The organism is Oscillibacter sp. (assembly GCF_032060045.1).
In the GTDB taxonomy this organism is placed as follows: Bacteria; Bacillota; Clostridia; order Oscillospirales; family Oscillospiraceae; genus Oscillibacter.
This window is the reverse complement of record NZ_DAMBZJ010000005.1, coordinates 70,960-83,315: the sequence shown is the minus strand read 5'-3', so window position 1 is coordinate 83,315 and position 12,356 is coordinate 70,960. Positions and strand designations below refer to the sequence as shown.

13 protein-coding genes and 1 tRNA gene are annotated in these 12,356 nt (G+C 51.8%); 4 read left to right on the top strand and 10 right to left on the bottom strand.

The window, feature by feature from the left end:
- Positions 1 to 253: 253 nt before the first annotated feature.
- Positions 254 to 1,537 carry a collagen-like protein gene (locus RT018_RS03565; protein WP_312939342.1) on the bottom strand — a complete coding sequence of 428 codons (1,284 nt, stop codon included), beginning with the start codon at positions 1,535 to 1,537 and terminating at the stop codon, positions 254 to 256.
- Between the two features lie 704 nt (positions 1,538 to 2,241).
- On the opposite strand from RT018_RS03565, the gene RT018_RS03560 reads away from it, so the two are divergent.
- The 4 genes from RT018_RS03560 to RT018_RS03540 all read left to right on the top strand — a co-directional run bounded on the left by RT018_RS03560 (position 2,242) and on the right by RT018_RS03540 (position 6,135).
- Entirely contained in the window at positions 2,242 to 2,919 is a 678-nt protein-coding gene (locus tag RT018_RS03560) for a GntR family transcriptional regulator (protein ID WP_312939339.1), read from the top strand.
- Between the two features lie 30 nt (positions 2,920 to 2,949).
- Complete coding sequence (locus RT018_RS03555) at positions 2,950 to 4,005, top strand: C4-dicarboxylate TRAP transporter substrate-binding protein (protein WP_312939336.1); 1,056 nt, start codon at positions 2,950 to 2,952, stop codon at positions 4,003 to 4,005.
- A gap of 331 nt (positions 4,006 to 4,336) precedes the next feature.
- On the top strand, positions 4,337 to 4,849 hold the full coding sequence (locus RT018_RS03545) for a TRAP transporter small permease (protein WP_312939332.1): 513 nt from the start codon (positions 4,337 to 4,339) through the stop codon (positions 4,847 to 4,849).
- Positions 4,846 to 6,135, top strand: a complete 1,290-nt coding sequence (locus RT018_RS03540) for a TRAP transporter large permease (RefSeq protein WP_312939329.1) — start codon at positions 4,846 to 4,848, stop codon at positions 6,133 to 6,135. Before RT018_RS03545 ends, RT018_RS03540 begins: the two co-directional genes overlap by 4 nt.
- A gap of 288 nt (positions 6,136 to 6,423) precedes the next feature.
- Here the strand turns inward: RT018_RS03540 and RT018_RS03535 are convergent, their stop codons facing one another.
- From RT018_RS03535 to RT018_RS03495, 9 genes are all read right to left on the bottom strand, one after another.
- On the bottom strand, positions 6,424 to 6,711 hold the full coding sequence (locus tag RT018_RS03535) for a hypothetical protein (RefSeq protein WP_312939327.1): 288 nt from the start codon (positions 6,709 to 6,711) through the stop codon (positions 6,424 to 6,426).
- Positions 6,701 to 7,150 (bottom strand): TraX family protein, encoded by a 450-nt coding sequence (locus tag RT018_RS03530; RefSeq protein WP_312939409.1) that lies wholly within the window; start codon positions 7,148 to 7,150, stop codon positions 6,701 to 6,703. The genes RT018_RS03535 and RT018_RS03530 overlap by 11 nt, the downstream gene beginning before the upstream one ends.
- An 18-nt stretch (positions 7,151 to 7,168) precedes the next feature.
- Positions 7,169 to 7,339, bottom strand: coding sequence for a hypothetical protein (locus RT018_RS03525; protein ID WP_312939325.1), 171 nt, complete (start codon positions 7,337 to 7,339; stop codon positions 7,169 to 7,171).
- Positions 7,340 to 7,452: 113 nt separating this feature from the next.
- A tRNA-Leu gene (locus tag RT018_RS03520) sits at positions 7,453 to 7,539 on the bottom strand.
- Positions 7,540 to 7,679: 140 nt separating this feature from the next.
- Complete coding sequence (locus RT018_RS03515; RefSeq protein WP_312939323.1) at positions 7,680 to 8,759, bottom strand: putative glycoside hydrolase; 1,080 nt, start codon at positions 8,757 to 8,759, stop codon at positions 7,680 to 7,682.
- A 25-nt stretch (positions 8,760 to 8,784) separates the two neighbouring features.
- Positions 8,785 to 9,222 carry a ribose 5-phosphate isomerase B gene (gene rpiB, locus RT018_RS03510; protein ID WP_312939320.1) on the bottom strand — a complete coding sequence of 146 codons (438 nt, stop codon included), beginning with the start codon at positions 9,220 to 9,222 and terminating at the stop codon, positions 8,785 to 8,787.
- A gap of 146 nt (positions 9,223 to 9,368) precedes the next feature.
- Positions 9,369 to 10,178, bottom strand: a complete 810-nt coding sequence (locus tag RT018_RS03505) for a histidinol-phosphatase HisJ family protein (RefSeq protein WP_312939318.1) — start codon at positions 10,176 to 10,178, stop codon at positions 9,369 to 9,371.
- 8 nt (positions 10,179 to 10,186) lie between these two features.
- Positions 10,187 to 11,317 (bottom strand): molecular chaperone DnaJ, encoded by a 1,131-nt coding sequence (gene dnaJ / locus RT018_RS03500; RefSeq protein WP_312939316.1) that lies wholly within the window; start codon positions 11,315 to 11,317, stop codon positions 10,187 to 10,189.
- A 159-nt stretch (positions 11,318 to 11,476) separates the two neighbouring features.
- Positions 11,477 to 12,356: Hsp70 family protein (locus RT018_RS03495; RefSeq protein WP_312939314.1), on the bottom strand; the 880-nt coding region annotated here is incomplete at its 5' end.

The following is a 12,356-nucleotide window of genomic DNA, read 5'->3' as shown; positions in this document are numbered from 1 at the left end:
GAAGCGCTGAAAAAAGATCAGCTGTGCACACAACAACCCTGTTTTCCTTACAAGATAAAGCTATCGGTTGCAATTTTGCCGCCGGTAGCTTTATCTCGTTTCTATTCAACAATCATTTACACCCTAACCACAACTTCACCTCTGGCATACAAAGGCTGCCGTTGAAATACTGTCTTCTCATTTTCTGCGCTTACGGGAGATGTTAAGCCATTGCCGCAATCCTCACAAAGTCATCCAGAGGTTGAACGTGAGCTTAACACGCATACAGCCAAGGCGATAAGCGCTGACTCGTATCGCCGGTACTGATGGACTGACCAACCCGAAACCCGGGCAGATTTTGTGCTCTAAAATTAATCGGAGGTGCGTCTCCCCCTATTGATGCACCTGCAGTAAATCCGCCGATGATTGCTGCATTGACCTGATTATATACCGCCAGATAGTATGATGTATTTCCTCTAAGCATAACCGATGTGGTGAGTGGGATTACAAAAATTCCTCCGGAAATGGAACTGGCTGTGTTTGTTACTGCAATGACCTCCGCCTGACCATTGTTTCTCGGTATAAGGATTGCCATTTGGAAGGCGCCGGTACGTGCACCTACTTGCGTAATGTAAGCTGCAACCTCTGTGACAACCTTATCAGAGCCACAGTCAAAAACCAGCGCAGCAAAGGCCTCGTTGTTTCCTCCGCCTTGATTATAAGAAATTCCGGCGTTAATTGTTCCCAGTGACCCGGTTTCAATATATGTATTATTTCCACTTGAAGGCCCGGTGGCACCTGTAGCGCCTGTTGCTCCTGTGGGACCCTGAATGCCCTGTGTACCCGTTCCGGTGGGGCCAATAGGACCCTGCATGCCTTGCGGGCCCGCAGGACCGATGGGTCCTTGAATACCTTGAGGACCTGTGTTTCCGGTGGGGCCGATGGGGCCCTGAATCCCCTGTACACCCGTGTCCCCGGTAGGGCCAATAGGCCCTTGAATACCTTGAGGGCCTGTGTTTCCGGTGGGGCCGATGGGACCCTGAATCCCCTGTGCACCCGTGCCTCCGGTGGGACCAACAGGTCCTTGAATGCCTTGAGGACCTGTGTCTCCGGTGGGGCCGATGGGGCCCTGAATCCCCTGTGCACCCGTGCCTCCGGTAGGGCCGATGGGACCTTGAATCCCTTGTGGGCCTGTGTTTCCGGTGGGGCCGATGGGGCCCTGAATCCCCTGTGTACCCGTGCCTCCAGTGGGACCAACAGGTCCTTGAATGCCTTGAGGTCCTTGAATGCCTTGAGGACCTTGTATCCCTTGCGGACCTTGTATCCCTTGCGGACCTTGCATTCCCTGCGGGCCTTGCGTTCCCCGTGCACCCGTGTCTCCAGTCGGGCCTTGAATGCCTTGAGGACCTACGGGGCCGGTGGGACCTTGTACCCCCTGCGCACCCTCGGGACCCGTGGAGCCGATGAAACCTTGTACTCCCTGAGGGCCTGTGCTACCAGTGAGTCCCACGGGCCCCTGAACACCCTGGGGACCCTGAGCCCCCTGCGGACCTTGCATTCCCTGTGCGCCAGGGGGGCCGACGGGTCCCTGTATTCCCTGCGTACCTGCGGGGCCGGTGCTCCCTTGCATTCCCTGTGGACCAGTGGGGCCGGTGGGACCAATAAGGTAATTGCTGCAACAACACGGATCGTATGGCAATAGACAAGACGTGCGAAACTCGTTATTTTTATGGACTATCATGATCGTAACTCCTTATGTGCCGCTCCGTACACGGTCAAATATTAAACAGAGAATATGTAATTTTACCCTTAAAGCTGTTACAGTATATGCTTAGGGCGAAAATGAGAAACAGAAACACCAGTCTGTGTGAATTTGCATGCATCTTTTATGAAACTTACCGGCAGAACCATAGGGCACCAACACAGAACCTCTGGAATAATAATTTCCTCATATTGTGCGGTGTACCTCTACGCAAGAAAACAAGCAAAACCGTGATTTAAGTACATACATTACTATAAAGTGCGCATCCAAGACGTTCAAACCATCACAGCAAAGCTTGTTTTCTCTGTGCAGTATATGGATAAGCACCGCAAGTGCGGTTGTCACTTTTGTGAAATATGAACTGAATATTTGTAAAAAATGGGTATTGTAAAAACGTAAAAAATATGTAAATATTAACTTGTTCTCTGATATATTAGATATATATTAGTTATATATCACCATATTTTTTGTTTAAATTCTAGAGAAGGGGTACGTTGACAATGATCGAAAAAAGCCGTTCGGCATACGAGTATATTAAAGAAATGATCCTCTCTGGTGAGCTTCCTCCAAAGATCGATATTTCCGAAAAACAGTTGCAGGAAAAATTAGGGATAAGCCGTACGCCGATTCATGAGGCACTCAAGCGTCTGCAAGACGAAAAATTCATTGAAACCTACCCCCGGAAGGGTACCTTTGTCACCGATGTAACGATCGAAATAGTACGGGATATCTACGAAACTCGCCTTTTGATCGAGCCGTTCATCACCCGGAACGCGGTGGATACCGCGTCCAAAGAATGGATGGAGGATCTTCGTAGACGATTAGTTGAGGAACACTCGCTCCAAGACAAGAGTGATATTCATGCAGTCATGGCGTTGGATACTGAGCTTCATGCAGTCATTGTGTCCTCTTGCTCCAACAGTTTCTTGCGGGAATCTTTGGGTTTGGTCTACGAGCATGACCGCAGAATTCGCCTAAAAACAGACCAAAATCCAGCGCAAGTCCGTTTCTCACAGAAAGAGCATGTAAAAATACTCGACGCAATGTTGTCTGGAAACAGGGAAGAGACAGAGCAGTTTTCCAGAGAACATGTAATTCATTCCAGAGATCTTACCTTTGAGAGTCTCGGTTTTTTGAAAACGGATTACTTGAGTGAATTACCGACGCATCGCCGGTAGTTTATAAAAAACAAAGGAGAAAAGAGAGAAATGAGAAAGATTTTTGCTGCGATACTGGTCTCTGTAATGCTCACGGGGCTTGCCGCCTGCGGTAGCTCCACCAGTTCCTCTGGCGCTTCCAACGGATCTGAAAAAGACGCCAACGCTTCTACTTCCAGCGCCCCTGTCGTGATCCAAATTGCATACGAGAACAACCCTGGTGAACCCATTGACTTGGGCTGCAATGAGTGGGCACGTTTAATCCAAGAGCGTAGTAACGGAACCATGACCGTTGAACTGTTTCCCTCCAGTCAGATGGGCACCAAGACTGATCTGGTCGACCAGATGCAGATGGGCCAAGGCATCATCACGATTGGTGACGCTGCTTTCTGGGCTGACTACGGCGCAAAGGAAATGGGCATTGCTTCCGCTCCCTACATCTATGACAGCTGGGATCAGTATTTCAATCTGCTGAAAACTGATTGGTGGCAGACGCAAGTTGACCAGCTGGTCGATAACGGTTTGCGCATCGTCAGCGCCAACTGGGCTTACGGTGTCCGTGAACTGATGACCACTAAGCCTGTCAGAACGTTGGACGACCTGTCCGGCATGATTATCCGCACGCCCAACAACATGATGCAGATGAAGACCTGGGAAGAAATGGGCGCAGCTCCAACCGCAATGGCCCTGGGCGATGTTTACACAGCTACACAGCAGGGCACCATCGATGGCATGGAGAACCCCATGGCCACACTGTACGGTCAGACCTATTATGAAGTTGCCAAGTACATCACTATGATAGACTACATCCGCATGCCCATTCAGTGGATTACTTCCGAGGATTGGTTCGAAAGCCTGACCGAGGAGCAGCGTCAGATCCTGTGTGAAACCGGTGATGAGGCTGGGCTATTCCACAACCAGAAGCAGGACGAGATGAGTGCCCAGTATGTGAGCGACATGGAAGCCAATGGTGTTGAGATTATCACTCCCGAGGCCGCCGAGATGGCTCGTTTTAAGGAAGCTGCTTTGCAAATCTATAGCAATCCGGATGTAACCGCTAACTGGAGCGACGGCTTGTATGATAACATCCGCAGCATGATTAGCTGATTGCAACGATAAACTCAACCGGTTTAATCTTCAACGATAACGAAAGGGGACAAGTCAACAAACTGGCTTGTCCCTTTCTTTTAAGCTAGACATGTGTAATGGAGCGTTTATTCCCAAAGGGCAGCCTGTGGGCGAGCATATAGGAAGAGCTGCTGTTGATATTCGGTTGGGCAGCCACGTTCATGTTCACAATGTGCAAAGCAACCGGGAATTAATGTAAGAAAGAGAAAACCGTATAAATTTCCGGAGTTATGGAAGGCCCGAAAGCCGTGTCGGTATCCACAATAACGGGTTGCTCAAAAATGCAAAATAAAAAGAAATGGGTGCGAATATGAAAGAAAAAAACAAAATAAGCCCGTTGCAAATTCTCGGGAATCTCGACCTGTATTTTACCGTGCTTCTATTGTCAGGGCTAATCCTGCTGACCTTCATGGGTGTACTCAAACGGTATATTTTCCGCAGTCCCATCTCTTGGATGGAAGAAGTGCAGGGATTACTCTTTATGTGGATTACATTTATTGGCGGTGGCGTTGCTTTCCGCAAAGCCGCACATGTATCTATTGAGATTCTGGTGGACTCGCTGCCAAAAAAAATCGGTGTTTTGATTGAACGGTTTAACATTTTAATTCAACTGGTAATCCTCGGCTATTTATGCAGACAAGAGTTTCTTTACTATTTACAGCTCACTTCTACTGGTAAGGTCACAAATCTGCTGCGGCTGCCTTACAGTCTGGTTTATCTGGCGCTTCCCATTGGTGGCATATTGATGATTGTGTCCATGCTGTGGGCATCTTACCAGCAATTTGTACGGGGAATTAATCTAAAAGAAGGAGAAATCAAATGAATGCCATTGCATTTGCTATAATTTTGATGCTGGTACTTCTGTTTATGAAGGTGCCGGTTTGGCTGTCCGTTATTGCAGGTACGGCCAGTTATTTCTTTTTGAATCCAGCTGTCACCTCTATGATTCTGGCCCAGCGTCTGGCGTCTTCTGTTCAGGGGCTGACACTGCTGGCAGTACCCTTCTTTGTGTGTGCTGGCATTTTCATGAATTCCTCCGGCGTCAGTAAGCGAATCATGGATTTGTGTGAATTATTGACAGGCCATATGTGGGGTGGTCTTGCACAGGTAAACGTAATGTTGTCCACGCTGATGGGCGGACTTTCTGGTTCTAATCTGGCGGATGCAGCCATGGAAGCAAAGCTCTTGGTTCCTCCCATGGAAAGAAACGGAATGAGCAAGGCATTTTCCTCTGTGGTCACAGCCGCATCCGCCATGATTACCCCAATCATTCCTCCGGGAATTGCCATGATTCTCTGCGGTTCTCTGGCAAATGTGTCTATCGGCAAACTGTTTATATCCGGCATCGGAGTCGGAATTCTGCTGTGCGTCGGCGAGATGATTTGCGTCTCCATGATCGCTCACAAACGAGACTACAAACCCACTCGTACCCAGGATGAAAAGTTATCCGGAAAGAAGGTCGCGCTTGTTATCCGCTCGGCAATTCTGCCTATGTGCTTGCCGATTATTATCATTGGCGGCGTGCGTCTTGGTGCGTTTACCGCTACAGAGGCCGGTGCTGTGGCCGTGCTTTACTCGATTTTCTTGGGTCTGTTTTACCGAGAATTGAATCTTGAGAAGATTATCAAGGGACTGAAAGAAACGGTGATTTCCACCGCTGGAATTATGTTGATTATTGGTGCGGCCTCTGCCCTTAGTTGGGTGCTGACCAAAGAGCGGATCCCCCAGACGCTGACCGAGTTGATCCTTCAGATAAGCCCCAACAAATATGCGTTCTTGCTCCTGATGAATGTCTTCTTACTGCTTTGTGGTATGTTCTTGGAGGGCAACGCCATTATGATCATACTTGTTCCCCTGTTGTTTCCCATTGCCATGGAGTATGGGATCAACGAGATTCAGTTCCTAATGGTCATTATCTTCAATGTTTCCATTGGCTGTATGACGCCTCCTATGGGTACCCTCATGTTCGTGGTATGCAATGAGACAGGGTGTAAACTCAAGGACTTTATAAAAGAGAGTGTGCCATTTTTCGTTGTATTAATTATTGAACTTCTAATGCTGACGTTTATCCCGGTGCTAACTACAGGTCTCGTTACCTTATTTGGTTGATCTGAGAAATATTTGGAGACGCATTAAATGGGGCAGGAATTGCCGCATTGCGGCAATTTATTCTGTCTGGCTGTGACCTGATAATATTTCTCAATACTTTCAACGAAAAGTCTTATAAAGCATGGTTTAATAATGAAACAGCAAGCCAATAGGCGGTATTATTCAAGTAAGAATGCATTCAAAACCTCAACAACCTATAAAAAGCCCAAGCACGTTTGCAGTGCTTGGGCTTTTTTCCGTGTTTGTCATTTATACGCTGCTTTTATCCAGCCAATTCAGTTTTCAATTTTATATGGGAATAGGCTTGCGTCTGTGCATTTTATTCTTCGTCTCCGTCCATTTCTTTCCAGAGTATCGGATTGCTAAATAGTTTCCGTCGGGCGACCATAAAAATCGGTTGTTTAAAAACCCACTGTCAGACCACAGTGTTTCGCCATTTTCCAAATCAATGATTTGCATTTCCTTTAATGAGATAAGGCCGCTGACTGAATCTTCGCTCATCCCTGCGCTTTCAGCTCGGTACTTTCCATATGGAGAACCTGCGCTGGCAAAAAACGGGTCCCCCTCAAACTCCACATATTGCTTCGTATCTTGGGAATAAACGTATTGTTTTTCGGAAGCCGTTTAAAGATAATATAAAAATTCTGACTAAGCCTAAAATGGTAAGATGCGCCGGATAGTAAATATAAAAAAGCCACTTCATCCCTTCCCATTTACCCTTCTCACCATTGTAAAGATACAGAACCGGAATCGAGAGGGCAACGGCCATTTGCATAAGACCATAGACGGGGTTGAGAAACAGCGCATAAACAGTCGCGTATATTACGACGTACAACACCATGCCAGTCATCTGCTTTTTGAAATTCCCACGATATTTGCCGATATGCACAATCGCCAAAACAGCAATGGAACTCCAATCCGCACAAAAAGTGATGATCCATATTAATAACATGGCAAGGTTTTTCATCCAAGGATTCAATTTCAAATTTTTGCTTTTTTCAACAGAGAGTGCAATCAGTCCCTAGGCCAGCGCTCACATGACGCTGGTCTGATCAAATATATCGTTCTGAAAGGGAATCAGATCTTTTTGAAACATCAATGCATAAGCCAAATGATCTATCGTCATAGCAAGAATTGCTATTAATTTCAATTGGTTGCCGTTTAACTTAGATGTTGCACCAGATTCTGCCAATGCATTATGCATCCCATCCACCCACTACTTTATATAAATAATCCCTTGCAATAGCATCACAAATAATTTCATAGAAAAATAAAAAATCCATGTGCAGGTTCGAATCCTGTCACATGGATTTTCTATGGTGCCGGTGGCCGGACTCGAACCGGCACGCTGTCGCCAGCGGTGGATTTTGAGTCCACTACGTCTACCAATTCCATCACACCGGCAGGTGTAACGGGAGTATTATAGCACAATGCCACGAAACGTTCAAGAGAATTTTCGCGTTTTTCCGAAAGTTTCTTAGTGCGCGTACCATAATAATACGCCGGGGGAACAAAAATTCGTTCCCCCGGCGTTTGTTTAGCGTTTACGGTGCAATAAAATAGGATTCACCATTCTCCAGCGTTCCCGGTTGGGCCACCATGGGCGCCAGTTCCGCATCCTTGCTGATAGCGGCAAGCCGCGTCCGGATGGCGTCCAACGCAGTCCCGTCCCCAGTTACATAGACCCGATCCATCAAAGGAACGATATCCCCGAGAGACTGGCCTGAAACGGCCGCAAACTTCTCTGCGGTAAGGTCCTCTGTTGGAGCGAACAGCTCGGGTGGCAGCATAATTGCCAGCTTCACGTCATACTCGGCGAGAGCGGCTTTCATCTCTGTCAAAAACGCGTCGATTCCCTGACGCAGACTGTCTGGCCGGCCAGTCGCCGCCAGGCCGTAGTCAATCTTATTCAGCTTTCCTATGGTGGGATAGTTCACGTCTGTCAGGAGAATTTCATCAAAGCCCGCCGCTGCGCAGGCGGTGGCCAAGTCAACGAGATATTGCCGCGCACCCACCTTGGATGGGTCCAGCCAGCGTTCGTTGTTCCCGTCGTAAAAGACATATCCGCCGGTGTTTATCAGGCCCCTGCCCACCAGATCTGCACTGGAGGCCACCGGATCCCGGAAGCATGCAATTTTGGCGACGGCATACACGCCCTCGTCTTTCAGCATATCCCCCAGCGCCGCAGCAGAGCCTTCCACAGTCTTCGCCGCCGTCGGCGGCGCGGCCTGAGAATCAATATAAACCAAGCCGTCCGTATCCTTCACGGTGTATACCACAGCGTTCACCCCGCCGGGAGAAACTGCGGCCCAAGCGGCTTTCCAGTCGGTCAGCGGGCCCACTGGAAGCGCGGCGGCTTGAATGCTTTTCTGCTCCGGTTCCTCAATGGTAAAGCTTGCATCGCCGGGTTCATCCGCCGATGTGCTGCCGGAGCCCTCAGGCTGGTCTTTTGAAAATTGCGGCAGGTCCAGCCTTGGGCGGTCAGAATCGTCGTAGACCACGTACTTTTGCAACCGAATCACTGTCAGAGCCCCCAAAATCACCAGCACCAGCAAAACCGCCAGCAGGATCTTCCACTTGGGGCCCTTTCCATGGTAGGTGCTGTATCCTCTCGGTCCCGCCATAGCGTTCCTCCTCCGAAGTTTTTCCTCAGTCCCCGATGGCGTCCATCAGAGCCACGCGGCGCGCGTGCCGTCCGCCCTCGAAGTCGGTATTCAAAAAGACCCTTACCATTTCCAGCGCCAGCATCGGCCCGGTAAAGCCCGCGCCCATGGCCAACATATTGGCGTTGTTGTGCTGGCGGCAAAGGCGGGCCTGCACCGTGTCCGCACAGTGGGCACAGCGGATCCCCTTCACCTTATTCGCGGCAATGGAGATGCCGATCCCGGTGGTGCAGATGACAATGCCCTGCTCGCATTCGCCGGAGGCCACGGCCCGGGCCGCCGCCTCGCCAAATGGGGGATAGTCACAACTCTCTGTGGAGAAGCACCCGAAGTCGTGACACTCGTACCCGTCCTTCTCCAACTGCTGTTTAATTTTTTCCTTCAGCTCAAATCCGCCGTGGTCGGAGCCCAGTGCGATTTTCATAAAAACTTCCTCGCATTCATCGGTTTGACGGCGAGCCGCGCAGGCCACGGCGCAGCAAATGCTGCTTTCCGCGCCCCGGTCCACCGGGGGTGCGATGCACCTTTTGTTTATCTTACACGCAATTGGAGAAATTTGCAAGACACCACTTACAGCGCATGCCAGATGGGCCGCTGCTTTTCAAAGGTGCAAAAGCGGGTGAAGCCGCACTCCCGCAGCAGAGCTTGCCCTTCCCGAATCCCTTTACCCACATCCGTGGGGCGGTGGGCATCGCTACCCAGCGTAATCAGCTCACCTCCAAGGCTGCGGTAAAGCCTGAGCCACTGTGCGTCGGGAAGAAAGCGTCCGCCCCGGTTGGTGTTCACCTCGATACCTCGTCCGCCCTGAATCAGCGTCCGCAAAACCTCCTCCAACTCTGCGCCATAACCGTCCAGACTGATGTGAAAACCCCGGTAGTCGTTCATATACCGCAGGGGCAGCGTCATGTGGCCCAGCACGGTGAATTTTCCCCACCGGGCCATTTTCAACAGGTTTTCCAGATAGTCCTCCACCTCGGCATAGCAGGTTTTCTCGTCCGGCTCCTGGATCCACCCAATGTCCTGAAGCCCAAACCGTTCAGAGAACATATGGACCGAACCGATGATGAAATCCAACTCCGGCATGCCCGCAAGCAGCCGCTCCGTCCGAGCCTCGTCCACCTGCGCATCTCCCAGCTCCAGACCCAGCCGCAGCTTCACCGGGCCGGACCAGCAGGCGGTGGCATTGGAATATTCCGCCGTCAGTGCGCCCCAGTCAAATTCCTCCAGCGGAATAATCGTGCGGGGCTTCACCGGCTCAAAGTGATCGGTAAAGCAGAGTTCGTCCAGCCCCGCTTCCGCAGCGGCGGCGGCCATTTCCAGCATAGGGACGGAGCTGTCGGGGGAGACACGGGAATGAGTGTGGTAATCGGCCAGATACATGCAACGCCTCACTTTTTATATTTCTTAAAAAACTTCTTGCGGTCCTCATAATTACTGTCGCCCACAGATTCAGCAAATTTTATAAGGGCCTCCTTTTGGGCTTTGTTCAGATTTTTTGGGGTTTCGATGTAAACGGTGACATACTGGTCGCCCCGCCCCCGCCCGTTCAGCAGGGGAATGCCCTTGCCCCGCAGGCGGAAGGTGGTACCCGTCTGGGTACCCTCGGGCAGGGTGTATTTCACCTTCCCATCGATGGTGGGAATCTCAAGCTCCGCCCCCAGCACCGCCTGTGCAAACGTAATGGGCGCCTCGCAAAGCACGCTGTTGCCCTCCCGGCGGAACAGCTCGTGGGGCTTCACCGTGATGGTGATCAGCAGATCCCCGGCGGGGCCCCCGTTTTTGCCCGCGTGGCCCTGCCCCCGGATGGAAATGGTCTGTCCATCGTCAATTCCGGCGGGAACCTTCACCTCGATGGTGTGGCGGCTGCGAAGCATGCCGGTGCCATAGCACTCTTTGCAGGGCTGATGTATAATGCGGCCCTTTCCGCCGCAGCGGGGGCAGGGACCCGTGGACGCAAACACACCCAAGGGCGTTTGCTTGCGGGTCTGCACCGTGCCGCTGCCATGGCAGTCGGGACAAACTTCAGGAGTGGTCCCCGACTCGCAGCCGTTGCCCTTGCAGGTGTCGCAGGTTTCGTACCGCTCCACCGTGACCGACTTGTCGCAGCCAAAGGCCGCTTCTTCAAAGGACACGGACACGGCCTGACGGATGCTTTCACCCCGCTGGGGCGCGTTGGGATTGGCCCGGCGCTGTCCGCCGAAGCCACCGCCAAAAAAGCTACCGAAAATGTCCCCCAGGTCGCCGAAGTCAAAGCCGCCCGCGCCACCGTAGCCCCCGCCGAAATTGGGGTCCACGCCAGCGTGACCGTATTGGTCGTATCGGGTCTTTTTATCCGAATCGGACAAAACCTCGTAGGCCTCGTTGACTTCTTTGAAGCGGGTTTCCGCCGTCTTGTCACCGGGGTTCAAATCCGGATGGTTCTCTTTGGCCAGCTTGCGGTAGGCCTTTTTAATCGCTTCATCGGACGCATCCCGGGAAACGCCCAAAATCTCGTAATAATCTCGTTTTTGATCTGCCATATAGTGCTTAAGTCCACGAATCCTCTCCGCCGCTGCGGCGGACAGGCTCCGCTTCCTTATTCCTCCTCTCCGTCCCGCGCCCTCGGCGCGGCGCCTTGGGTCGGGCTATACGGGGTATGCGGAGCCGCCGCCAAGGCCGCTCCGCATTCCATTAACTTGTTACTGATTGCCGTCCTTTTTCTCTTCTTCGTCCACGACCTTGTAGTCCGCGTCGTAGTACTGGCCCTGCTGGCCACCCGCGTCGGGACCGGCGCCGGGCTGCTCGCCCTGCTGGGGGCCTGCCTGCTGATAGAGCTTTTCACTCACAGCATAAAATGCCTGCGTCAGCTCTTCAGTCGCGGCCTTGATGGCGGCGTTGTCGGTTCCCTTGAGAACTTCCTTCAGCTTGTCGATGCCGGACTGCACCTTGGTCTTGTCGTCGGCAGGAATTTTGTCGCCCATTTCGTTCAAGGTCTTCTCAGACTGGTAAACCATCTGATCGGCCTGATTGCGGGTTTCCACTTCCTCTTTCAGCTTCGCGTCCTGAGAGGCAAACTGCTCCGCCTCGCGCACAGCGCGCTCAATATCATCCTTACTCATGTTCGTAGAGGACGTAATTGTGATATGCTGTTCCTTTCCGGTGCCCAGATCCTTGGCGGAGACGTTGACAATGCCGTTGGCGTCGATGTCGAACGTGACCTCGATCTGAGGCACGCCGCGGCGGGCAGGGGCGATGCCGTCCAAATGGAAGCGGCCAAGGGACTTGTTGGCGGCCGCCATCTCCCGCTCGCCCTGAAGCACGTTGACTTCCACGGAGGTCTGGTTGTCGGCGGCAGTGGAGAACACCTGGCTCTTCTTTACGGGGATGGTGGTATTGCGGTCAATCAGTTTGGTGAACACGCCGCCCATCGTCTCGATGCCGAGGGACAGGGGAGTCACGTCCAACAGCAGCAGCCCCTTCACGTCGCCGGTGAGAACACCCGCCTGCAGCGCCGCGCCCATAGCCACGCACTCGTCCGGGTTGATGCCCTTAAAGGGATCGCTGCCGGTGAAGCTCTTC

What these genes read in the sequence shown, in the direction of transcription:
- RT018_RS03565 (WP_312939342.1), bottom strand. Translation starts at nt 1,537, where the DNA reads ATGCAAGGTCCGCAGGGGGCTCAGGGTCCCCAGGGTGTTCAGGGGCCC.
- RT018_RS03545 (WP_312939332.1), top strand. Translation starts at nt 4,337, where the DNA reads ATGAAAGAAAAAAACAAAATAAGCCCGTTGCAAATTCTCGGGAATCTC.
- RT018_RS03540 (WP_312939329.1), top strand. Translation starts at nt 4,846, where the DNA reads ATGAATGCCATTGCATTTGCTATAATTTTGATGCTGGTACTTCTGTTT.
- RT018_RS03505 (WP_312939318.1), bottom strand. Translation starts at nt 10,178, where the DNA reads ATGTATCTGGCCGATTACCACACTCATTCCCGTGTCTCCCCCGACAGC.
- RT018_RS03515 (WP_312939323.1), bottom strand. Translation starts at nt 8,759, where the DNA reads ATGGCGGGACCGAGAGGATACAGCACCTACCATGGAAAGGGCCCCAAG.
- RT018_RS03560 (WP_312939339.1), top strand. Translation starts at nt 2,242, where the DNA reads ATGATCGAAAAAAGCCGTTCGGCATACGAGTATATTAAAGAAATGATC.
- RT018_RS03525 (WP_312939325.1), bottom strand. Translation starts at nt 7,339, where the DNA reads ATGCATAATGCATTGGCAGAATCTGGTGCAACATCTAAGTTAAACGGC.
- dnaJ (WP_312939316.1), bottom strand. Translation starts at nt 11,317, where the DNA reads ATGGCAGATCAAAAACGAGATTATTACGAGATTTTGGGCGTTTCCCGG.
- rpiB (WP_312939320.1), bottom strand. Translation starts at nt 9,222, where the DNA reads ATGAAAATCGCACTGGGCTCCGACCACGGCGGATTTGAGCTGAAGGAA.
- RT018_RS03555 (WP_312939336.1), top strand. Translation starts at nt 2,950, where the DNA reads ATGAGAAAGATTTTTGCTGCGATACTGGTCTCTGTAATGCTCACGGGG.